Origin of the sequence: Pseudomonas alkylphenolica (assembly GCF_000746525.1) — a bacterium.
Classification (GTDB): Bacteria; Pseudomonadota; Gammaproteobacteria; order Pseudomonadales; family Pseudomonadaceae; genus Aquipseudomonas; species Aquipseudomonas alkylphenolica.
In genome coordinates, this window is sequence record NZ_CP009048.1 from 4,038,508 (window position 1) to 4,060,283 (window position 21,776).

At 60.9% G+C, this 21,776-nt stretch carries 19 protein-coding genes and 1 pseudogene; 16 read left to right on the top strand and 4 right to left on the bottom strand.

The features are described from left to right. The first annotated feature begins 67 nt into the window (after positions 1–67). Positions 68–913 carry a xanthine dehydrogenase accessory protein XdhC gene (xdhC, locus tag PSAKL28_RS18450; protein ID WP_038613222.1) on the top strand — a complete coding sequence of 282 codons (846 nt, stop codon included), beginning with the start codon at positions 68–70 and terminating at the stop codon, positions 911–913. Between the two features lie 10 nt (positions 914–923). Next, positions 924–2,228, top strand: a complete 1,305-nt coding sequence (gene guaD / locus PSAKL28_RS18455) for a guanine deaminase (RefSeq protein WP_038613225.1) — start codon at positions 924–926, stop codon at positions 2,226–2,228. A gap of 92 nt (positions 2,229–2,320) precedes the next feature. On the opposite strand, the gene PSAKL28_RS18460 is transcribed toward guaD, so the two are convergent. Continuing rightward, positions 2,321–3,088 (bottom strand): GntR family transcriptional regulator, encoded by a 768-nt coding sequence (locus tag PSAKL28_RS18460; RefSeq protein ID WP_038613226.1) that lies wholly within the window; start codon positions 3,086–3,088, stop codon positions 2,321–2,323. A gap of 359 nt (positions 3,089–3,447) precedes the next feature. Here PSAKL28_RS18460 and PSAKL28_RS18465 point away from each other — a divergent pair, with 359 nt between their 5' ends. Then, positions 3,448–4,797 (top strand): NCS2 family permease, encoded by a 1,350-nt coding sequence (locus PSAKL28_RS18465; RefSeq protein WP_038613228.1) that lies wholly within the window; start codon positions 3,448–3,450, stop codon positions 4,795–4,797. Positions 4,798–4,998: 201 nt separating this feature from the next. On the opposite strand, the gene uraH is transcribed toward PSAKL28_RS18465, so the two are convergent. Beyond that, a complete protein-coding gene (gene uraH, locus PSAKL28_RS18470) occupies positions 4,999–5,352 on the bottom strand; it encodes a hydroxyisourate hydrolase (RefSeq protein ID WP_038613230.1) in 354 nt (117 codons plus the stop codon). Positions 5,353–5,737: 385 nt separating this feature from the next. On the opposite strand from uraH, the gene puuE reads away from it, so the two are divergent. From puuE to PSAKL28_RS18505, 7 genes are all read left to right on the top strand, one after another. Beyond that, the gene (gene puuE / locus PSAKL28_RS18475) at positions 5,738–6,667 is read left to right on the top strand and encodes an allantoinase PuuE (protein WP_038613232.1); all 930 of its coding nucleotides are present in this window, start codon (positions 5,738–5,740) and stop codon (positions 6,665–6,667) included. Continuing rightward, the gene (gene uraD / locus PSAKL28_RS18480; RefSeq protein WP_038613234.1) at positions 6,664–7,179 is read left to right on the top strand and encodes a 2-oxo-4-hydroxy-4-carboxy-5-ureidoimidazoline decarboxylase; all 516 of its coding nucleotides are present in this window, start codon (positions 6,664–6,666) and stop codon (positions 7,177–7,179) included. Before puuE ends, uraD begins: the two co-directional genes overlap by 4 nt. Before the next feature lie 48 nt (positions 7,180–7,227). Further along, entirely contained in the window at positions 7,228–7,731 is a 504-nt protein-coding gene (locus PSAKL28_RS18485) for an ureidoglycolate lyase (RefSeq protein ID WP_038613236.1), read from the top strand. Positions 7,732–7,781: 50 nt separating this feature from the next. Further along, positions 7,782–9,107 (top strand): urate hydroxylase PuuD, encoded by a 1,326-nt coding sequence (locus PSAKL28_RS18490; RefSeq protein ID WP_038613238.1) that lies wholly within the window; start codon positions 7,782–7,784, stop codon positions 9,105–9,107. 120 nt (positions 9,108–9,227) lie between these two features. After that, a complete protein-coding gene (locus PSAKL28_RS18495) occupies positions 9,228–10,583 on the top strand; it encodes a nucleobase:cation symporter-2 family protein (RefSeq protein WP_038613240.1) in 1,356 nt (451 codons plus the stop codon). Between the two features lie 135 nt (positions 10,584–10,718). Continuing rightward, on the top strand, positions 10,719–11,504 hold the full coding sequence (locus tag PSAKL28_RS18500) for an outer membrane protein OmpK (protein ID WP_038613242.1): 786 nt from the start codon (positions 10,719–10,721) through the stop codon (positions 11,502–11,504). A 363-nt stretch (positions 11,505–11,867) separates the two neighbouring features. Next, complete coding sequence (locus PSAKL28_RS18505; protein ID WP_038613244.1) at positions 11,868–12,656, top strand: outer membrane protein OmpK; 789 nt, start codon at positions 11,868–11,870, stop codon at positions 12,654–12,656. 66 nt (positions 12,657–12,722) lie between these two features. Here the strand turns inward: PSAKL28_RS18505 and PSAKL28_RS18510 are convergent. Beyond that, positions 12,723–13,630, bottom strand: a pseudogene (locus PSAKL28_RS18510) (DUF808 domain-containing protein). A gap of 124 nt (positions 13,631–13,754) precedes the next feature. On the opposite strand from PSAKL28_RS18510, the gene PSAKL28_RS18515 reads away from it, so the two are divergent. Further along, complete coding sequence (locus PSAKL28_RS18515; RefSeq protein ID WP_038613246.1) at positions 13,755–14,363, top strand: TetR/AcrR family transcriptional regulator; 609 nt, start codon at positions 13,755–13,757, stop codon at positions 14,361–14,363. A 106-nt stretch (positions 14,364–14,469) separates the two neighbouring features. Here the strand turns inward: PSAKL28_RS18515 and PSAKL28_RS18520 are convergent, their stop codons facing one another. Then, the gene (locus tag PSAKL28_RS18520; RefSeq protein ID WP_038613248.1) at positions 14,470–14,910 is read right to left on the bottom strand and encodes a GlcG/HbpS family heme-binding protein; all 441 of its coding nucleotides are present in this window, start codon (positions 14,908–14,910) and stop codon (positions 14,470–14,472) included. A 256-nt stretch (positions 14,911–15,166) separates the two neighbouring features. Between PSAKL28_RS18520 and gcl the strand changes: the two genes are divergently transcribed. The 5 genes from gcl (at position 15,167) to pyk (ending at position 21,640) form a co-directional block, all read left to right on the top strand. Continuing rightward, positions 15,167–16,942: a glyoxylate carboligase gene (gcl, locus tag PSAKL28_RS18530; RefSeq protein WP_038613253.1), complete on the top strand. Its 1,776-nt coding sequence runs from the start codon at positions 15,167–15,169 to the stop codon at positions 16,940–16,942. Positions 16,943–16,999: 57 nt separating this feature from the next. Continuing rightward, positions 17,000–17,782, top strand: coding sequence for a hydroxypyruvate isomerase (gene hyi, locus PSAKL28_RS18535; protein WP_038613255.1), 783 nt, complete (start codon positions 17,000–17,002; stop codon positions 17,780–17,782). A gap of 131 nt (positions 17,783–17,913) precedes the next feature. After that, complete coding sequence (locus tag PSAKL28_RS18540; protein WP_038613257.1) at positions 17,914–18,804, top strand: 2-hydroxy-3-oxopropionate reductase; 891 nt, start codon at positions 17,914–17,916, stop codon at positions 18,802–18,804. A 149-nt stretch (positions 18,805–18,953) separates the two neighbouring features. Continuing rightward, entirely contained in the window at positions 18,954–20,228 is a 1,275-nt protein-coding gene (locus PSAKL28_RS18545) for a glycerate kinase type-2 family protein (RefSeq protein WP_038613259.1), read from the top strand. Beyond that, positions 20,225–21,640 carry a pyruvate kinase gene (gene pyk / locus PSAKL28_RS18550; RefSeq protein ID WP_038613261.1) on the top strand — a complete coding sequence of 472 codons (1,416 nt, stop codon included), beginning with the start codon at positions 20,225–20,227 and terminating at the stop codon, positions 21,638–21,640. Before PSAKL28_RS18545 ends, pyk begins: the two co-directional genes overlap by 4 nt. Positions 21,641–21,776: the final 136 nt, after the last annotated feature.

Here is a 21,776-nt window from a genome sequence, read left to right on the forward strand (position 1 = left end):
TCGCGGGGCAAGCCCGCTCCTACCTGTGGGAGCGGGCTTGCCCCGCGATTAAAGAGGCAATTTAACTATGCACACCTGGATCAACGCCCTCGCCGACCTGCAAGCCCGCGGTGAAGCCTGCGTACTGGTGACTATCATCGAAGAACGCGGTTCGACGCCACGCAATGCCGGCTCGAAGATGGTGGTCAGCGCCGAGCAACTGTTCGACACCATCGGCGGCGGCCACCTTGAATACAAGGCAATGAAAATCGCCCGCGAGATGCTCGCCGAGCGTCGCGAATCACCGCATCTGGAGCGTTTCAGCCTCGGCGCCAGTCTTGGCCAGTGCTGCGGCGGCGCTACCGTGCTGCTGTTCGAGCCCATGGGCCAGGTGCAGGCGCAAATCGCCGTGTTCGGCGCAGGCCATGTCGGCCGCGCTCTGGTACCCTTGCTCGCCGCGCTGCCCTGCCGGGTGCGCTGGATCGATTCGCGCGAGCAGGAGTTTCCCGAGCAGATTCCGGCCGGCGTCAGCAAGATCGTCAGCGAAGAGCCGGTCGATGAGGTCGACGACCTGCCCGCTGGCAGCTATTGCATCGTCATGACCCACAACCATCAGCTGGACCTGGAACTGACCGCTGCAATCCTTAAACGCAATGACTTCACCTGGTTCGGTCTGATCGGCTCGAAGACCAAACGGGTCAAGTTCGAACACCGCCTGCGTGAACGCGGCTACACCGAGGAGCGCCTGCAACGCATGCGTTGCCCGATGGGCCTGGCCGAGGTCAAGGGCAAGCTGCCGATCGAGATCGCCGTGTCCATCGCCGCTGAAATCATTGCCACCTACAACGCCAGCTTCGGCCAGCACGACAGTGCGACCAATGCCGGCCCCATTGCCCAATTGCTGCCGCCCTCGCGGCGCAGCCAAGCCATATGACGAGAGCCCTATGAGCGCAACCCGCAAAGCCTACCGTGCCGCCATCCTGCACAGCATCGCCGACCCTGCCGAGGTGGGAATCGAAGCGTCCTATCAGTATTTCCAGGACGGCCTGCTGCTGATCGACAACGGCAAGATCAGCGCCCTGGGACACGCCAGTGAACTGCTGCCGACTCTGCCCGCCGACATCGAGGTGCAGCACTATAAAGATGCCCTGATCACTCCTGGCTTTATCGATACCCACATCCACTTCCCGCAGACCGGCATGATCGGTTCCTACGGCGAGCAACTGCTGGACTGGCTCAACACCTACACCTTCCCGTGCGAAAAGCAGTTTGCCAACAAGGAGCACGCCGACAAGGTAGCGAAGATTTTCGTCGAAGAGCTGCTGCGCAACGGCACCACTACTGCCCTGGTGTTTGGCAGCGTGCACCCCGAGTCAGTCAATGCCTTCTTTGAAGAAGCCGAACGTCTTGACCTGCGGATGATCGCCGGCAAGGTGATGATGGACCGCAACGCCCCGGACTACCTGACCGATACCGCTGAATCGGGCTACACCGAAAGCAAGGCGCTGATCGAACGCTGGCACGGCAAGGGCCGCCTGCACTACGCCGTGACTCCACGCTTCGCTCCGACCAGCACCCCGGAGCAACTGACCCTGGCCGGGCAACTGCTGAGCGAATTCCCTGACCTGTACATGCACACCCACCTGAGTGAAAACCTCAAGGAGATCGACTGGGTCAAGGAACTGTTCCCTGAGCGCAAGGGTTACCTGGACGTCTACGATCACTTCAAGCTGCTCGGTGAGCGCTCGGTATTCGCCCACGGCGTGCACCTGTGCGACGAAGAGTGCCAGCGTCTGGCCGAAACCGGTTCGGCCGTGGCCTTCTGCCCGACCTCCAACCTGTTCCTCGGCAGCGGCCTGTTCAACCTGCCGCAGGCGGAGAAGTTCAAGGTCAAGGTCGGCCTGGGGACTGACGTCGGTGCCGGCACCAGCTTCTCGCTGCTCAACACCCTCAACGAGGCCTACAAGGTCATGCAACTGCAGGGCGCGCGCCTGAGCCCGTTCAAGTCGCTGTACCTGGCCACCCTCGGCGGCGCTCAGGCGCTGAGCCTGGATGACCGCATCGGCAGCCTCAAACCTGGCAACGATGCCGACTTCGTGGTGCTCGACTACAAGGCGACGCCGCTGATGGACTACCGCATCCAGCAGTCGAACAGCATCGACGAGACCCTGTTCGTGCTGATGACCCTGGGCGACGACCGTACCGTCAAACAGACCTTCGCCGCCGGGCGTTGCGTACACCAGCGTTAATCTTCAAAAACATCGCGGGGCAAGCCCGCTCCCACAGGTTCGAGTAACTCCTGTGGGAGCGGGCTTGCCCCGCGATTGTTTTGAGCCGGTTATCAGCCCTTGATCGGCACCGAACTACCGCGCTTCTTGGTCTGCAACAAATGCGAGAACACCGCATGCAGATCATCCGAAGCGCTGTCCTCGTCGAGGTTGAGCTTGCTGTCGATGTGATCCATGTGGTGCATCATCAGGCTGACCGCCTGATTGACGTCACGCGCCTCGATGGCATCGATCAGCTGCATGTGCTCGTCGTAGGAACAGTGCGAGCGGTTACCGCTTTCGTACTGGGCGATGATCAACGAAGTCTGCGACACCAGGCTGCGCTGGAAGCTGATGAGCGGTGCATTGCCGGCGGCTTCGGCCAGCTTCAGGTGGAACTCGCCAGACAGGCGAATACCGGCGCCACGGTCGCCCCGGGAGAAACTGTCGCGCTCTTCACGCACCATCTGGCGCAGTTCGTTGAGCTGCTCGGCTGTGGCGTGCTCGACCGCAAGTTCGGTGATGGCACGTTCAACCATACGCCGCGAGAAAAACACCTGGCGCGCTTCCTCAACGGTCGGGCTGGCCACCACCGCACCGCGGTTAGGCCGCAGCAGTACCACGCTTTCATGCGCCAGGCGCGACAGTGCGCGGCGAATGATGGTGCGGCTGACGCCAAAGATTTCGCCCAGGGCTTCCTCGCTCAACTTGGTACCCGGCGCCAGGCGTTGTTCGAGAATGGCCTCGAAAATGTGCGCATAGACGATATCGTCCTGGGTTCCGCTGCGCCCGGCCTTGCCGGTACGCACTGGTTTCTTGAGAGGTTGCAGCTGTTCGTTCATGGGCACTCGAGCACGGGGATCGGCCTGTCGGACCCTGACTGTAATACCAGCCAGTGGGGCGGAGGCAAGTCTTGGTAAGAAAATTAAACGATTAAGGTATGGGCACATTGTACACAGCCGCAGCGATTTCTGCAGGGGGTGATGGCCTTTATAGCGATGCGGCGAAATTATTTGCGCACAACAACGAAAACATTATTTGCATTCTTTGTATACAAACGCATAATCCATTCGTGCAACTTCCTGACTCAGAAGTCAACAAAAGGTCCGGTCGCCTGCCATCCCATCCGCCTCACAGAGCTTCCCAGTGCGTGCGCAGGACTGGCTCTGAAAAACAAGAAAAGACTTGAGGAGTACATGCTGTGGAAAGCCGCAAATCCGAAGCCCCTACGCTGGATCTTGCCCCACCGCTCGAAACGAGCTGGCTGGAGCGGATTTTCAAACTCAAGCTACATGGCACCACCGTCAAAACCGAGATGATCGCCGGGTTGACCACCTTTATCACCATGGCCTACATCATCTTCGTCAACCCCAACATCATGGCCGATGCCGGCATCGATCACGGAGCGGCTTTTGTCGCCACCTGCATCGCCGCCGCCCTGGGCTGCCTGTTGATGGGCCTCTATGCCAACTGGCCAGTAGGCCTGGCACCGGGCATGGGGCTCAACGCCTTCTTTACCTATACCGTGGTCGGGACCATGGGCTACACCTGGGAGGCGGCGCTGGGCGCGGTATTCGTCTCCGGGGTGCTGTTCATGCTGCTGACGCTTTCGCGGGTGCGTGAATGGCTGCTCAACAGCATTCCTGTGAGCCTGCGTCATGCGATGGGTGCCGGCGTCGGATTGTTTCTCGGACTGATCGGTCTTAAAACTGCCGGAATTGTCGTCGACAGCCCGGCCACCCTGATCAAGCTCGGCTCCCTGCACGAGCCTGGCCCGCTGCTGGCGGCGATCTGCTTTTTGATGATTGCGGTGCTCAGCTATCACCGGGTGTTCGGCGCGATCCTGATCAGCATCATCAGCGTCACCCTCGCCGGCTGGGGCCTGGGCCTGGTCGAATACGGCGGCCTGTTCTCGCTGCCACCAAGCCTGGCACCGACCTGGATGGCCATGGATGTCGCGGGCGTGTTCAACGTCAGCATGATTGCCGTGGTGTTCGCCTTCCTCTTCGTGCACATGTTCGACACCGCCGGCACCCTGATGGGTGTAGCCCAGCGCGCCAACCTGGTGAATGCCGACGGACGTATCGAAAACCTCTCGCGCGCACTGAAGGCAGACAGTGCTTCGAGCGTGTTCGGTGCAGTGGTGGGCGTACCGCCGGTAACCAGCTATGTGGAAAGTGCTGCGGGTGTTGCCGCCGGTGGCCGCACCGGCCTGACGGCGGTGGTGGTCGGCCTGTTCTTCATCGCCGCGATGTTCTTCGCCCCCCTGGCCGGGATGATTCCTGCCTACGCCACGGCAGGTGCGTTGATCTATGTCGCGATGCTGATGATGGGCAGCATGGCGCACATCAACTGGGACGAAGCCACCGACAGCATCCCGGCGATCGTCACCGCAATCATGATGCCGCTGACCTTCTCGGTTGCCGACGGTATTGCCCTGGGCTTTATCACCTACGTGGTGCTCAAGGCCGGTACCGGTCGTTTCAGCGAGATCTCGGCAAGCCTGTGGGTACTGACGGCGATCTTCATTGCCAAGTTTGTGTTCCTCTAAGCAGCGCTGCAACCAGATAAAGCCTCACCTTCGGGTGGGGCTTTTTTGTTGGACCTTATCGCGGGGCAAGCCCGCTCCCACCGAAAGTGATCCCCAGTGGGAGCGGGCTTGCCCCGCGATAAAGGCAGCACAAAACCCCAGACAAAAAAAAGCCCGCAGTGTGAGCGGGCAAGGACCTACGAAGATTCTTCTAGCGACCAACTAGCTTCCACGATAGGTCGAGTAACTGTACGGCGAGATCAGCAGTGGTACGTGGTAGTGATCCTGCTCGGCGCTGATGCCAAAACGCAGTACCACAACATCCAGGAATGCATGCTCAGGCAACTGCACGCCACGGGCGCGGTAGTAGTCGCCCGCATTGAACTGCAGCTGGTAGACACCGCTGCGGTAGTCGTCACCTTGCAGCAGCGGCGCGTCGCAACGGCCATCGCTGTTGGTCAGGGTGGTGTGCACCAGCTCGAGCTGCTGGCCTTCGACCCGGTACAGCTCGACCTTGATCGAGCTGCCAGGGCAGCCGTGAGCGGCATCCAGTACATGCGTGGTCAAACGTCCCATTGCTTGCTCGCCTCTGTTCTATCTGTGGGCAAAAAATCCCGTACGGCGCCGTCAGGAGACCCGGCAGCGTACGGCTGTCGGATTATTAAGACATTTTTCTGTAAAATTGTACACAATAATTCGGTATTCTTTCCTGACATGCCCACCACCTTCTGTAAATACGCCATCAGTCGCAAAACCACGCCACTGGCCGACGAGCACGTCATTAACTGACCAACTGGGCAGGTTTCTTGCAGAGGGTTTCCGAGGGTAAAAACAGGAAGAAATAGGAAAAAACAGGCTTACAAACCGCAAACAAAGTTGTATACAATCACCTCATCGTCGTGGCCAATACCCTACCCGGGCGCCACGCCCTCCGTTTACACGTATAAGAAGGAAGACTGCAGTGAGCGCTGACTATCCTCGCGACCTGATCGGTTACGGCAATACCCCACCCCATCCGCGCTGGCCGGGGAATGCCCGCATTGCTTTGTCTTTCGTGCTCAATTACGAAGAAGGCGGTGAACGCAACATTCTTCACGGGGACAAGGAATCAGAAGCCTTCCTCTCGGAAATGGTTGCCGCCCAGCCCCTGCAGGGCGCTCGTAACATGAGCATGGAATCGCTCTACGAATACGGCAGCCGCGCCGGCGTCTGGCGCCTGCTCAAGCTGTTCAAGGACACCGGCGTGCCGCTGACCATCTTCGCCGTCGCCATGGCCGCCCAGCGTCACCCCGACGTGATCCGCGCCATGGTCGAAGCCGGCCACGAGATCTGCAGCCACGGCTACCGCTGGATCGACTACCAGAACATGGATGAGGCCCAGGAGCGCGAGCACATGCTCGAAGCCATCCGCATCCTCACCGAGCTGACCGGCGAGCGTCCGCTGGGCTGGTACACCGGCCGCACCGGAATCAACACCCGTCGCCTGGTGATGGAGGAAGGCGGCTTCCTCTACGACAGCGACACCTACGACGACGACCTGCCCTACTGGGAACCGAACAACCCGACCGGCAAGCCGCACCTGGTGATCCCGTACACCCTGGACACCAACGACATGCGCTTCACCCAGGTGCAGGGCTTCAACTGCGGCGAGCAGTTCTTCCAGTACCTCAAGGACGCCTTCGACGTGCTCTACGAAGAAGGCGCCGAGGCACCGAAGATGCTCTCGATCGGCCTGCACTGCCGCCTGGTCGGCCGTCCGGCGCGCCTGGCCGCGCTCAAGCGCTTCATTGAATACGCCAAGAGCCATGAGCAGGTCTGGTTCACCCGGCGCGTGGACATCGCCCGTCACTGGCATGCCACCCACCCTTACAAAGCCGAGAACGCCCAATGACCGCTTTCAAGACCCTCAAGCCTTCGTCCCTGGAGCGCAGCGCGTTCGTCGAAGCCTTTGCCGACATCTACGAGCACTCACCCTGGGTCGCCGAAAAGGCCTACGACCTCGGCCAGTTGCAGGAAATCGACCAGATCGAAGCCCTGCATCAACGCATGAGCGACATTCTGCTGAGCGCCGATCACGCCGCCCAGCTGGCCCTGATCAATGCTCACCCGGACCTCGCCGGCAAAGCCGCGATCCAGGGTGAACTGACCGAGTCGAGCACCAACGAGCAGGCCGGCGCCGGTATCCACCAGTGCACCGCCGAAGAGTTCGAGCGCTTCACCGAGCTCAACGATGCCTACAAAGAAAAATTCAAGTTCCCGTTCATCATGGCGGTCAAGGGCAGTAACCGGCACCAGATCCTCGCCTCGTTCGAGAAGCGCATCCACAACTCGGCCGAAGCCGAGTTCAAGGAAGCGCTGGCGCAGATCAACCTGATTGCCCTGTTCCGCCTGCTGCAACTTTAAGGGTAAGCCCGGCCTTACCCTCCACAACACAGAATAAAGAGAATCCGCATGCGCACTTTAGTGATTGAGCCCTTGACCAAAGAAGCCTTCGCCCCTTTCGGTGACGTGATCGAAACCGACGGCAGCGACCACTTCATGATCAACAACGGTTCGACCATGCGCTTCCACAAGCTGGCCACGGTACAAACCGCCCAGCCCGAGGACAACGCGATCATCAGCATCTTCCGCGCCGACGCGCAGGACATGCCGCTGACCGTTCGCATGCTGGAGCGCCATCCGCTGGGCAGCCAGGCGTTCATTCCGCTGCTCGGCAACCCCTTTCTGATCGTGGTCGCGCCCGTTGGCGATGCACCTGTATCAGGCCTGGTCCGTGCCTTCATCAGTAATGGAAGGCAGGGCATCAATTACCATCGCGGCGTCTGGCACCACCCGGTGCTGACGATCGAAAAGCGGGATGACTTCCTGGTGGTTGATCGCAGTGGCACTGGCAACAACTGCGATGAGCATTTTTTCAATGAGGATGAGCAATTGATCCTCGCCCCCCACCAATAAGAGAAGACCTGAGCACCCGGCTACAGGGTGCCAGGGTAGAGGTAAAGACTGTGGAAGCACATCTGTTGGAATGGCTGAACCTGAGCGTGCGTTGGGTTCACATGATCACTGGCGTCGCCTGGATTGGCGCGTCGTTCTACTTTGTCTGGCTGGAAAACAACCTCAACCGGGCCAACCCGCGCGATGGTCTGTCCGGCGATCTCTGGGCGATTCACGGTGGCGGGATCTACCACCTGGAGAAGTACAAGCTGGCTCCGCCGAAAATGCCGGAGAACCTGCACTGGTTCAAATGGGAAGCCTATTTCACCTGGATGTCGGGTATCGCCCTGCTGTGCCTGGTGTTCTACTGGAATCCGACCCTGTACCTGCTGGCCCCTGGCAGCACCCTGAGCGGCGCTGAAGGTATCGCCATCGGCGTTGGCTCGCTGATCGCCGGCTGGTTCATCTACGACTTCCTCTGCGACTCGCCACTGGGCAAGCGCCCTGGCCTGCTCGGCCTGGTGCTGTTCGTCCTGGTGATTGCCGCCTGCTACGGTTTCAGCCAGGTGTTCAGCGGTCGTGGTGCGTACCTGCACACCGGCGCGATCATCGGCACCATCATGGTCGGTAACGTGTTCCGCATCATCATGCCGGCCCAGCGTCAGCTGGTCGCCGCCATCGAAGCCAACCAGACCCCGGACCCGCTCCTGCCGGCCAAGGGCCTGCTGCGTTCGCGGCACAACAACTACTTCACCCTGCCGGTGCTGTTCATCATGATCAGCAACCACTTCCCGAGCACCTACGGTAGCCAGTACAACTGGCTGATCCTGGCCGGTATCGCAGTGGCTGCAGTGTTGGTTCGTCACTACTTCAACACCCGTCACGACAGCAACAAGTACGCCTGGACCCTGCCGGTCGGTGCCCTGTCGATGATCTGCCTGGCTTACGTCACTGGCCCTGCGCCAATGCCGACTGCGCCAGAACAGGCCGCCGCCAAGGTCGAGTACCAACCGCTGCCGGAAACCGCTCTGGGTGGCAAGACTGCTGCCGAGAAAGCTGCAGAGCAAGCCGCCGCTCCAGCCCAGGCTGCTGCTCCAGCCGAAGCACCGGCGGCCAACGTCGCCAAACTCGACGATGCCGGCTTCGACAAGATCCACAGCGTCATCCAGGAACGTTGCGCCGTGTGCCATTCGGCCAAGCCGACCAGCCCGCTGTTCAGCGCTGCACCTGCCGGGGTAATGCTCGACACCCCGCAACAGATCCAGCAACAGGCCGCGCGCATCCAGGCTCAGGCTGTCGCCACGCAGATCATGCCGTTGGGCAACATCACCCAGATGACCCAGCAGGAACGTGAACTGATTGGCGCCTGGATCGCCAAAGGTGCTCCAACGAACTAAGTAACAGGCTTCACGCGGCAAGCTACAAGCTGCAAGCCAGGCGCCACCACCTGCTTCTCCTCGAGGCGTGGCGCTTGAAGCTTGCAGTTCTAAAGAATAAAAACAAAACCGAGGTGTTGCATGTCCGAGTCACGCAAGGCGTACATCCCCGTTGCGCCCCCACGACAGCCACTGCCAATGCTCCAACTGTTCCTGGTGGGTCTACAACATGTCTTGCTGATGTACGGAGGCGCGATTGCCGTGCCGCTGATCATCGGCCAGGCCGCCGGCCTTTCTCGTGAAGAAGTCGCTTTCCTGATCAATGCCGACCTGCTGGTCGCTGGTGTCGCCACCATCGTCCAGTCGTTCGGCATTGGCGCAGTCGGCATCCGCATGCCGGTGATGATGGGTGCAAGCTTTGCTGCAGTCGGCAGCATGGTGGCCATGGCCGGAATGCCCGGCGTCGGCCTGCAAGGTATTTTCGGTGCGACCATCGCCGCCGGTTTCTTCGGCATGCTGATCGCCCCGTTCATGTCCAAGGTGGTGCGTTTCTTCCCACCGCTGGTGACCGGCACGGTCATCACCTCGATTGGTCTTTCGCTGTTTCCGGTTGCCGTTAACTGGGCCGGTGGCGGCGCCAGTGCCGAAACCTTCGGCTCCCCTGTCTACCTGATCGTCGCCGGCCTGGTGCTGGCTACCATCCTCCTGGTAAACCGCTTCATGCGCGGCTTCTGGGTCAATGTCTCGGTGCTGATCGGCATGGGCCTGGGTTATATCCTGGCCGGCTCCATCGGCATGGTCGACCTCTCCGGCCTCGACGAGGCGCCCTGGGTTCAAGTGGTAACGCCGCTGCACTTCGGCATGCCGACCTTCAGCCTGGCGCCGATCCTGTCCATGTGCCTGGTGGTGGTGATCATCTTTGTCGAGTCCACCGGCATGTTCCTCGCCCTGGGCAAGGTCACCGACCGTGAAGTCACTCCGGGCATGCTGCGCCGCGGCCTGATGTGCGACGCCGGTGCATCGTTTGTCGCCGGTTTCTTCAACACCTTCACCCACTCCTCGTTCGCCCAGAACATCGGCCTGGTGCAGATGACTGGCGTGCGCTGCCGCTATGTCACGGTGGTTGCCGGTGGTTTTCTGATTCTGCTCAGCCTGCTGCCCAAGGCGGCCTTCCTGATTGCCTCGATTCCGCCTGCGGTATTGGGCGGCGCCTCGATTGCCATGTTCGGCATGGTCGCCGCCACCGGGATCAAGATCCTCCAGGAAGCCGACATCGCCGACCGCCGCAACCAGTTGCTGGTTGCCGTCAGCGTCGGCATGGGCCTGATCCCTGTGGTGCGGCCGGAGTTCTTCGCACAGATGCCGCAGTGGATGGAACCGATCACCCACAGCGGTATCGCCATGGCCACGGTCAGCGCGCTGATCCTCAACCTGTTGTTCAACATCCTCGGCGGTGCCGAACGCGCCGCCCACAACGAAGCCGCCCACCAACACTGAGTCTTTGGGCGGCGCTTGCCGCCCGGTACCACCCCGAGCACTACGCAGGACCGTCGACCCGTGGGAGCGGGTCGGCCGGGGCGTTTCGCGCCGAAAAAACCGAAAACCAACAATAACAAAGCCGGGAATCACAACATGAAAGGCATCACCACTTCCCTTCTGTTGGGTAGCAGTCTGTTGGCCACTTTGCCAGCCGCCGCAGAAGACCTGCTGCAATGGCACACCAACAGCCTCTCCTACCTGTATGGCAAGGACTTCCAGGTCAACCCTGCCATCCAGCAGACAGTGACCTTCGAACACGCCAACCGGTGGAAATACGGCGACACCTTCCTGTTCGTCGACAAGATCTTCTACAACGGCGGTACCGACCGCAACAAAGGCAACAACACCTACTACGGCGAATTCAGCCCGCGCCTGTCGTTCGGCAAGATTTTCGACCAGAAGCTGGAGTTCGGTCCGATCACCGACGTGTTGCTGGCCATGACCTACGAGTCGGGCGAAGGCGACAACGAGGCCTACCTGATCGGCCCCGGCTTCAACCTGGCAATTCCCGGTTTCAATTACTTCACCTTGAACTTTTACTTGCGCAACACCGAGGGCAGCCGCCCAGGCGATAACGTTTGGCAGATTACTCCGACCTTTTCCTACACCATCCCTGTAGGCAAGTCCGACATCCTCATCGATGGCTACATGGACTGGGTGGTCGATAACGACGAGACCCGACGCGGTACTTACCACGCCAACCTGCAGTTCAACCCACAGGTCAAATACGACCTGGGCAAGGCCCTGAACCTGGGCGCCAAGCAGTTGTACGTGGGTATCGAATACAGCTACTGGAAAGACAAATACGGCATCGAGAACAGTGGACGGCTGGACACCAATCAGAGCGTGACCAGCGCCCTGGTTAAGGTTCACTTCTAAAACCTGACCAAACGCACAGTTTTAGCCACACCCGCTCCACGACGGAGCACTTGAGGACCCGCGCGCAAGCCAGTAATCTGCGCGCCCCCTCGCTCAGGGCAGGATGGATCCTGCCTGCGTTTGCTGACCGCTCAGTCAATGAATTCGGGCGGTTGGCAAGCGTCACGCCAACCTGAAATACCCTTTTTCAGCTGTTCAGAAAGACGTCGAGCAGGACTGTTGCGCCATTGCGGAAAAGTTGGCGCAGCACTTGCCAAATTGTTGTGGCCAATCGAAAAAAACTGACTCAAAAGACAAGTATTTGAACTCAACGGTGCCGCTCAGAGCACCGACAACAGATTCAATCAAGGGAGCAACACAGCGATGCGCATGACCAATAGCCTGATCCTCGCCGGTGGCCTGCTGGCGGCCAGCACGGCCGCCACCGCCGGTGATCTGCTGCAATGGCAGAACAACAGCCTGACCTACCTGTGGGGCAAGAACTTTGCGGTCAACCCGGAAATCCAGCAGACCGTGACCTTCGAGCACGCCGATGCCTGGAAATACGGCGACAACTTCTTCTTCGTCGACAAGATCTTCTACAACGGCGATAAAGACTTCAACAACGGCCCCAACACCTACTACGGCGAGTTCAGCCCACGCCTGTCGTTCGGCAAGATCTTCGATCAGAAACTGGAGTTCGGCCCGATCAAGGACGTGCTGCTGGCCATGACCTACGAATTTGGCGAGGGCGATACCGAGTCCTACCTGATCGGTCCTGGTTTCGACCTGGCAATCCCGGGCTTCGACTACTTCCAGCTGAATTTCTACCAGCGTCACACCGAAGGCAGCCGTGCCGGTGACAACGTCTGGCAAATCACCCCGGTCTGGTCCTACACCATTCCTGTGGGCAAGTCCGACATTCTCATCGATGGTTTCATGGACTGGGTTGTGGATAACGACGCCACCAGCCGCCGTGGCACCTACCACGCCAACCTGCACTTCAACCCGCAGGTCAAATATGACCTGGGCAAGGCGCTGAACTGGGGCGAGAAGCAGTTGTATGTCGGTTTCGAATACGACTACTGGAAGAACAAGTACGGGATCAAGGACAGCGATGCGTTTGATACCGATCAGAACACCGCGAGCTTCCTGCTCAAGTACCACTTCTGATTGAAGTGATCGCGGGGCAAGCCCGCTCCTACCTGGTAGGAGCGGGCTTGCCCCGCGATAAGGCCATCAGCCCTTCACGGCTCGCCAGATCTTGCCAACAACAGCCACCACCGCCAAAACTGCCGCCCCCGCAACAATCCCCACCCCGCCATTGAGCAAGGCCCGGTCAACGCCCCGCCCCGCCCTTCGCTGAAGGCTTCGATGGCGTGATGCAGCGGCGCCACGCCATGCACCAGAATCCCGCCACCGACCAGGAACATCGCCGCGGTACCAATCACCGACAGGCTCTTCATCATGTACGGCGCCGCACGCAGGATGCCGTTGCCCAGCACCTGTGCCACGCGCGACGCCTTCTGGGTCAGCCACAATCCCAGGTCATCGAGTTTGACGATACCGGCAACCAGGCCATACACGCCGATGGTCATGACAATGGCGATGCCCGAGAGCACGATGATCTGCTGGCTCAGCGGCGCAGCGGCAACGGTGCCCAGGGTGATCGCAATGATCTCTGCCGAAAGAATGAAGTCGGTGCGAATCGCGCCCTTGATCTTGGTTTGCTCAAAGGCCACCAGATCGACGTCAGGGTCCGCTACCGCTTCGACTAACGCTGCGTGCTCGGCCTGGTCTTGCGCCTTGCTGTGGAGGAACTTGTGGGCCAGCTTCTCGAAGCCTTCAAAGCACAGAAAAGCGCCACCGATCATCAACAGCGGCGTTACCGCCCAGGGGATGAACGCACTGATCAACAGCGCTGCCGGCACCAGAATCAGCTTGTTGACGAACGAGCCCTTGGCCACCGCCCAGACCACCGGGATTTCCCGCTCGGCACGCACGCCGGTGACCTGCTGGGCATTGAGCGCCAGGTCGTCGCCCAGCACCCCTGCGGTCTTTTTCGCCGCGACCTTGGTCATTACCGAGACATCGTCGAGTACCGTGGCGATATCGTCGATCAATACCAGAAGACTGCTTCCTGCCATGTTTGCCTGATTCCAGCGGGTTGAGAGGTGCTCAGTCTAGCCCAAAGTCGCCACCTTGAGCCCTTTGCAAACGCGGTGCTACCATGCGCAACCGCCCTTTCAGGCCCGAGGATTAGCGTCAACCATGAGCAGCATTCGCGAGCGCAACAAAGAACTGATCCTGCGCGCGGCCAGTGAAGAGTTCGCCGACAAGGGCTTCGCCGCCACCAAGACCAGCGACATCGCGGCCAAGGCCGGGCTGCCCAAGCCGAACGTGTACTACTACTTCAAGTCCAAGGAAAACCTCTACCGCGAGGTCCTGGAAAGCATCATCGAGCCGATCATGCAGGCGTCTACGCCGTTCAATGCCGACGGCGACCCCAAGGAAGTATTGAGCGCCTACATCCGCTCCAAGGTACGTATTTCCCGCGACCTGCCGTTTGCCTCCAAAGTGTTCGCCAGCGAGATCATGCACGGCGCCCCGCACCTGAGCCCGAGCCAGGTCGAACAGCTCAACGAGCAGGCCCGGCACAACATCGAATGCATCCAGGCATGGATCGACCGTGGCCAGATTGCCAAGGTCGACCCGCACCACCTGATGTTCAGCATCTGGGCGGCGACCCAGACCTACGCTGATTTCGACTGGCAGATCTCGGTGGTTACCGGTAAAGCCAAGCTGGAAGACAGCGACTATGAAGCAGCGACGCAGACCATCATTCGTCTGGTGCTCAAGGGTTGTGAGCCGGACGCTTGACCTGAGAGAACAGATTCATCCGGTGGGAGCGGGCTTGCCCCGCGATGCAATGTGACTGAACAATCGCAATCGCGGGGCAAGCCCGCTCCCACCGGGGGATAAAGCCTTAAGCTGCTACCCCGGCATCCGCCGTCAATCCTGCCTCTTCGATCGCACTGATCGCGCACTGCTCATCGATATCCGAGGTATCGCCACTGATACCGATCGCCCCCACCACCACGCCCTGCTGATTACGGATCAGCACGCCACCTGGCGCCGGCACCACCGGGCTCTGCCCCAGACCATTGAGCGCGGCGAAAAACGCCGGGCGTTGCTGTGCGTCCAGGGCAATCAGGCGCGAGCCCTTGCCCAGGGCAATCGCGCCCCAGGCCTTGCCCATCGCCACTTGCGGGCGCAACAGGCTGGCGCCGTCTTCGCGCTGCAGGGTTAACAGGTGGCCGCCAGCATCAAGCACCGCCACCGTCAGGGGCGCGGCGGAGATCTTGCGGCCTGCGGCCAGCGCGGCGTTCACCAGGCTGACGGCGACTTTCAGGGTCAATGTGTTCATGGAAAGGTCCTCTTGTTGTTAGAAGCCCTGAGGGCAGGTGTGAAAGCAATAGAACAAATAGAACACAATGGCGAATTTTTTTGTATACAATAATTCGAGAGCGATAACCCAATTCTGACGAAACGCCTTTTTTATGGCCTTCCCGACGAAAGCACCCATCGCCGATGAAAATGGATTGACCAGAGTCGCCTGGCGTGAATACACTCTGACGAAAAGCCATTTGTATACAATTACAAAATCAAAGAGGCACAAAACCATGAGCAAAATGAGAGCAATTGATGCAGCCGTTCTGGTGATGCGCCGCGAAGGTGTTGAAACCGCGTTTGGTATTCCGGGTGCTGCAATCAACCCGTTGTACTCGGCCCTGAAGAAAGTCGGCGGTATCGATCACGTCCTCGCTCGTCACGTTGAAGGCGCCTCGCACATGGCCGAGGGCTACACCCGCACCAAAGCCGGCAACATCGGCGTGTGCATCGGCACCTCCGGCCCTGCCGGCACTGACATGGTCACCGGCCTGTACAGCGCCTCGGCCGACTCCATCCCGATCCTGTGCATCACCGGCCAGGCGCCGCGTGCCCGTATGCACAAGGAAGATTTCCAGGCCGTCGACATCACCAGCATCGTCAAGCCGGTGACCAAGTGGGCGACCACCGTTCTGGAACCAGGCCAGGTGCCTTATGCGTTCCAGAAAGCCTTCTATGAAATGCGCTCCGGCCGTCCAGGCCCGGTGTTGATCGACCTGCCGTTCGACGTGCAGATGGCCGAAATCGAATTCGACATCGATGCCTACCAGCCGCTGCCAGTACACAAGCCTGCCGCCAACCGCATCCAGGTCGAGAAAGCCCTGGCCATGCTCGACACCGCCGAGCGTCCGCTGCTGGTGGCCGGTGGTGGCATCATCAACGCCGATGCCTGTGACAAACTGGTCGAATTCGCCGAACTGACCGGCATTCCGGTGATCCCGACCCTGATGGGCTGGGGCATCATCCCGGACGATCACCCGCTGATGGTCGGCATGGTCGGTCTGCAGACTTCGCACCGCTACGGCAACGCCACCATGCTCAAGTCCGACGTGGTGCTGGGTATCGGTAACCGTTGGGCCAACCGCCACACCGGTTCCGTCGACGTCTACACCGAAGGCCGCCGCTTCATTCACGTCGATATCGAACCGACCCAGATCGGCCGGGTATTCACCCCTGACCTGGGTATCGTCTCGGACGCCGGTGCCGCCCTGGACGTGTTCCTTGAAGTAGCCCGCGAGTGGAAAGCCGCCGGCAAGCTCAAGGACCGCAGCGCCTGGCTGGAAGATTGCCAGCAGCGCAAATCGAGCCTGCAGCGCAAGACCCATTTCGACAACGTGCCGGTCAAGCCGCAGCGCGTTTACCAGGAAATGAACCAGGTGTTCGGCAAAGACACCTGCTACGTCAGCACCATCGGTTTGTCGCAGATCGCCGGCGCGCAGTTCCTGCACGTCTACAAGCCGCGTCACTGGATCAACTGTGGCCAGGCCGGCCCGCTGGGCTGGACCATTCCTGCCGCCCTGGGTGTGGTCAAGGCCGACCCGACCCGCAAGGTAGTAGCGCTGTCGGGCGACTATGACTTCCAGTTCATGATCGAAGAGCTGGCGGTGGGTGCGCAGTTCAACCTGCCGTACGTCCACGTACTGGTGAACAACTCCTACCTGGGGCTGATCCGTCAGGCGCAGCGTGGCTTCGAGATGGATTACTGTGTGCAGCTGGCGTTCGAGAACGTCAACGCGCCGGAACTCAACGGTTATGGCGTCGATCACGTCGCCGTGGTCGAAGGCCTGGGTTGCAAGGCCCTGCGCGTTACCGAGCCAGGCGAGATCGCCCCGGCCCTGCTCAAAGCGCAGAAACTGGCTGAAGAGTTCAGGGTTCCGGTGGTGGTCGAGGTTATCCTCGAGCGCGTGACCAACATTTCCATGGGCACCGAAATCAACGCGGTCAACGAATTCGAAGACCTGGCCCTGGTCGGCAACGACGCGCCAACCGCGATTTCCCTGCTCGACTGATCGCTAGAGCGGCCCTGCTGCGTAATGCGCAGGGCCCACTTTTGCAAGGAGACAACCATGCCACGTTTCGCCGCCAACCTGTCCATGCTGTTCACCGAGCAGGACTTTCTCGCCCGTTTCAAGGCTGCCGCCGACGCCGGTTTCAGCGGTGTCGAATACCTGTTCCCGTACGATTACAGCTCGGCTGAAATCAAGCAGCAGCTCGATGCCCACGGTCTGACCCAGGTGCTGTTCAACCTGCCGGCCGGTGACTGGGCCAAAGGTGATCGCGGTATCGCTTGCGATCCGGCTCGCGTCGAGCAGTTCCGCGCCGGTGTCGACCTGGCCATCGCCTACGCCCAGGTGCTGGGCAACACCCAGGTCAACTGCCTGGCCGGTATTCGTCCGCAAGGTCCGGATTGCGCCAGCGTGCGCAAGACCTTCGTCGACAACCTCAAGTACGCCGCCGACAAGCTGGAAGCTGCCGGGATCAAGCTGGTCATGGAAATGATCAACACCCGCGACATTCCAGGCTTCTACCTGAACAACACCCAACAGGCTCTGGAAATCCAGGCCGAAGTCGGCAGCAGCAACCTGTTCCTGCAGTACGACATCTACCACATGCAGATCATGGAAGGGGATCTTGCCCGCACCATGGAAAGCAACCTGGCCAAGATCAACCACATCCAGCTGGCCGACAACCCGGGCCGCAACGAGCCGGGTACTGGCGAGATCAACTACCGCTTCCTCTTCGAACACCTGGACCGCATCGGCTACCAGGGCTGGGTGGGCTGTGAATACAAGCCGCTGACCACCACCGAAGCTGGCCTTGGCTGGTTGAAATCCCACAACGCGATCTGAAACTGATTGGCATGGATTCTCGGTGGGAGCGGGCTTGACCCGCGATGCGATAGCGACCTCAACACCGCTATCGCGGGGCAAGCCCGCTCCCACCGGGTTACCGCATCTAACAATTACAAGAGGCATCTCTCATGGCTAAAATCGGATTTATCGGCACCGGCATCATGGGCCGCCCAATGGCGCAGAACCTGCAAAAAGCCGGTCACAGCCTGTTCCTCTCCACTCACCACGATGCAGCCCCGGCCGACCTGGTCGCCGCTGGCGCCGTGGCCCTGGCCAACCCGAAAGAAGTGGCCCAGGAAGCTGAATTCATCATCGTCATGGTGCCGGATACCCCACAGGTCGAAGCGGTGCTGTTCGGTGAAAACGGCGTCGCCCAGGGCGTGGGTCCAAACAAGGTAGTGATCGACATGAGCTCGATCTCCCCTACCGCTACCAAAGCCTTCGCCGAGAAAATCAAGGCCACTGGCGCTGCCTACCTCGACGCGCCGGTGTCCGGCGGTGAAGTCGGAGCCAAAGCCGCGACCCTGAGCATCATGGTCGGTGGTTGCCCGAACGCTTTCGAACGCACCCTGCCGCTGTTCCAGGCCATGGGCAAAAACATCACCCGCGTCGGTGGTAACGGCGATGGCCAGACCGCCAAGGTCGCCAACCAGATCATCGTTGCCCTGAACATTCAGGCCGTCGCCGAAGCGCTGCTGTTCGCCGCCAAAAACGGTGCCGACCCGGCCAAAGTACGTGAAGCGCTGATGGGCGGTTTCGCCTCTTCGAAGATTCTCGAAGTGCATGGCGAGCGCATGATCAAGGGCACCTTCGATCCAGGCTTCCGCATCAGCCTGCACCAGAAGGACCTGAACCTGGCCCTGCAAGGCGCCAAAGAGCTGAACATCAACCTGCCCAACACCTCCAATGCCCAGCAAGTGTTCAGCACCTGCGCGGCCATCGGTGGTGCCAACTGGGACCACTCGGCGTTGATCAAAGGCCTTGAGCACATGGCCAACTTCTCGATCCGCGGCGAGTAGGAGCGGGCTTGCCCCGCGATAGGGCCGCCCCGTTGATTGCCTTCTGAATCAAGGCAAGCGAAGAGCAACACCCGCCCCTGGGTCGGCCTGCACGGAGGCAGAACCAGGGGCGTTTTCGATTTTGAAGAACAATAAGATTGGAGCCTGCCATGTCGCTCGATCCGCAACACTTTCTGCGCGACCTGTTCGCTACGGCCATCGATGCCGCGCACCCTCGCCAGGTTCTTGAAGCACACCTGCCCAGCGACCGCAGCGGTCGCGTTATTGTCATCGGCGCCGGCAAGGCCGCAGCCGCCATGGCCGAAGTCGTCGAACGCAATTGGCAAGGCCCGGTTTCCGGCCTGGTGGTGACCCGTTACGGTCACGGCGCCAGCTGCTCGAAGATCGAAGTGGTCGAAGCCGCCCACCCGGTCCCCGATGCCGCCGGCCTGGCCGTGGCCAAACGCGTGCTGGAGATGGTCAGCGATCTGAATGAAGACGATCGGGTGATCTTCCTGCTTTCCGGTGGCGGCTCTGCGCTGCTGGCCCTGCCGGCCGAAGGCCTGACCCTGGCCGACAAGCAACAGATCAACAAGGCCCTGCTCAAGTCCGGCGCCACCATCGGCGAGATGAACTGTGTGCGCAAGCACCTCTCGGCGATCAAGGGCGGGCGTCTGGCCAAGGCCTGCTGGCCGGCCACGGTCTACACCTATGCGATTTCCGATGTACCGGGCGACCTGGCCACGGTCATCGCCTCCGGCCCCACCGTGGCCGACCCGAGCACCTCGGCCGAAGCGCTGGCGATCCTCAAGCGTTACAACATCGAGGCCCCGGCGGCAGTCACCGCCTGGCTGAACAACCCGGCGTCGGAAACCGTCAAGGCCGACGACCCGGCGCTGGCCCGCAGTCATTTCCAGTTGATCGCCCGTCCCCAGCAGTCGTTGGAAGCCGCGGCGGTCAAAGCCCGCCAGGCCGGCTTCAGCCCGCTGATTCTTGGCGACCTGGAAGGCGAATCGCGGGAAGTGGCCAAGGTTCATGCCGGCATCGCCCGGCAGATCGTCCTGCACGGCCAGCCGCTGTCGCCGCCCTGCGTGATCCTCTCCGGTGGCGAGACCACCGTGACCGTGCGCGGCAATGGCCGTGGCGGGCGCAACGCCGAATTCCTGCTGAGCCTGACCGAAAGCCTCAAGGGCTTGCCTGGGGTCTACGCCCTGGCCGGTGACACCGACGGCATCGACGGCTCGGAAGACAACGCCGGTGCCCTGATGACCCCGGACAGCTACGCCCGTGCCGCGGCCCTGGGCCTGTCGGCCAGCGACGAACTGGACAACAACAATGGCTATGGCTACTTCGCCGCGCTCGATGCCCTGATCGTCACCGAGCCGACGCGGACCAACGTCAACGATTTTCGCGCCATTCTGATCCTTGAGAGTGCCAAACCATGACGCCTGATAAAAAAGTCAAAATCCTCGCGACCCTCGGGCCTGCCATCAAGGGTATCGACGACATCCGCCAGCTGGTCGAGTCCGGAGTCAACATCTTCCGCCTCAACTTCAGCCACGGCGAACACGAAGACCACGCCCTGCGCTACCAGTGGATCCGAGAAGTAGAGAGCCAGCTCAACTACCCGCTGGGCATCCTCATGGACCTGCAAGGGCCGAAGCTGCGGGTTGGCCGTTTCGCTGAAGGCAAGGTCCAGCTGCAACGCGGCCAGGCCCTGCGCCTGGACCTCGACAGTACCCCTGGCACTGTCGAGCGGGTCAACCTGCCGCACCCGGAAATCATCGCCGCACTGGAACCGGGCATGGACCTGCTGCTCGATGACGGCAAGCTGCGCCTGCGGGTGACCGCCAAGCACAGCGACGCGATCGAGACCGAAGTGCTCAACGGCGGCGAGCTGTCCGACCGTAAAGGCGTCAACGTGCCGCAAGCGGTTCTGGACTTGAGCCCGCTGACCGCCAAGGATCGCCGCGACCTGACCTTCGGCCTGGAGCTGGGTGTCGACTGGGTAGCGTTGTCGTTCGTGCAGCGTCCGGAAGACATCGTCGAAGCGCGCCAGCTGATCGGTGACCGCGCTTACCTGATGGCCAAGATCGAGAAGCCGTCGGCTGTCACCCAACTGCGGGCGATTGCCGAGCTCAGCGATGCAATCATGGTTGCCCGTGGCGATCTGGGCGTGGAAGTACCCGCCGAAAGCGTGCCGCAGATCCAGAAAAGCATCATCAACACCTGCCGCGAGCTGGGCAAACCCGTGGTGGTTGCCACGCAGATGCTCGAATCGATGCGCTTCTCGCCCGCGCCGACCCGTGCCGAAGTCACCGACGTGGCCAACGCCGTGGCCGAAGGTGCCGATGCGGTGATGCTCTCGGCCGAGACCGCCTCCGGCGACTACCCGCTCGAAGCCGTGCAGATGATGAGCAAGATCATCCGCCAGGTTGAAAACGGCCCGGACTATCAGGCGCAACTCGACGTTGGCCGTCCCAAAGCGGAAGCGACCGTCTCCGATGCGATCAGCTGCGCGATCCGCCGGATCAGCGGGATCCTTCCGGTGGCGGTGCTGGTCAACTACAGCGAGTCAGGGGCTTCGACCCTGCGTGCTGCGCGCGAGCGGCCACGGGCACCGATCCTCAACCTGACCCCCAACCTGTCCACCGCCCGGCGCCTGAGCGTGGCCTGGGGTGTGCACTCGGTGGTCAATGATCGCCTGCGTCAGGTCGATGAAATCTGCTCCACCGCGCTGGAAATCGCCCAGGCCCAAGGCATGGCCAGCCGTGGCGATACCCTGTTGATCACCGCCGGTGTGCCTTTTGGCAAGCCAGGATCGACTAACACGCTGCGGATTGAAACCTTGATCTGATGTAAAAGTCATCGCGGGGCAAGCCCGCTCCCACAGGCACCGATAAACCGGTGGGAGCGGGCTTGCCCCGCGATGAACACAACACAAAACCCACGTGGGAAAACCCGGCCCGATAGAGGCTCCCCCACTCCACATC

Coding starts and splice junctions, on each gene's coding strand:
- xdhC (WP_038613222.1), top strand. CDS start 68: ATGCACACCTGGATCAACGCCCTCGCCGACCTGCAAGCCCGCGGTGAA.
- guaD (WP_038613225.1), top strand. CDS start 924: ATGAGCGCAACCCGCAAAGCCTACCGTGCCGCCATCCTGCACAGCATC.
- PSAKL28_RS18460 (WP_038613226.1), bottom strand. CDS start 3,088: ATGAACGAACAGCTGCAACCTCTCAAGAAACCAGTGCGTACCGGCAAG.
- uraH (WP_038613230.1), bottom strand. CDS start 5,352: ATGGGACGTTTGACCACGCATGTACTGGATGCCGCTCACGGCTGCCCT.
- uraD (WP_038613234.1), top strand. CDS start 6,664: ATGACCGCTTTCAAGACCCTCAAGCCTTCGTCCCTGGAGCGCAGCGCG.
- PSAKL28_RS18485 (WP_038613236.1), top strand. CDS start 7,228: ATGCGCACTTTAGTGATTGAGCCCTTGACCAAAGAAGCCTTCGCCCCT.
- PSAKL28_RS18495 (WP_038613240.1), top strand. CDS start 9,228: ATGTCCGAGTCACGCAAGGCGTACATCCCCGTTGCGCCCCCACGACAG.
- PSAKL28_RS18500 (WP_038613242.1), top strand. CDS start 10,719: ATGAAAGGCATCACCACTTCCCTTCTGTTGGGTAGCAGTCTGTTGGCC.
- PSAKL28_RS18505 (WP_038613244.1), top strand. CDS start 11,868: ATGCGCATGACCAATAGCCTGATCCTCGCCGGTGGCCTGCTGGCGGCC.
- PSAKL28_RS18515 (WP_038613246.1), top strand. CDS start 13,755: ATGAGCAGCATTCGCGAGCGCAACAAAGAACTGATCCTGCGCGCGGCC.
- PSAKL28_RS18520 (WP_038613248.1), bottom strand. CDS start 14,910: ATGAACACATTGACCCTGAAAGTCGCCGTCAGCCTGGTGAACGCCGCG.
- gcl (WP_038613253.1), top strand. CDS start 15,167: ATGAGCAAAATGAGAGCAATTGATGCAGCCGTTCTGGTGATGCGCCGC.
- hyi (WP_038613255.1), top strand. CDS start 17,000: ATGCCACGTTTCGCCGCCAACCTGTCCATGCTGTTCACCGAGCAGGAC.
- PSAKL28_RS18540 (WP_038613257.1), top strand. CDS start 17,914: ATGGCTAAAATCGGATTTATCGGCACCGGCATCATGGGCCGCCCAATG.
- PSAKL28_RS18545 (WP_038613259.1), top strand. CDS start 18,954: ATGTCGCTCGATCCGCAACACTTTCTGCGCGACCTGTTCGCTACGGCC.
- pyk (WP_038613261.1), top strand. CDS start 20,225: ATGACGCCTGATAAAAAAGTCAAAATCCTCGCGACCCTCGGGCCTGCC.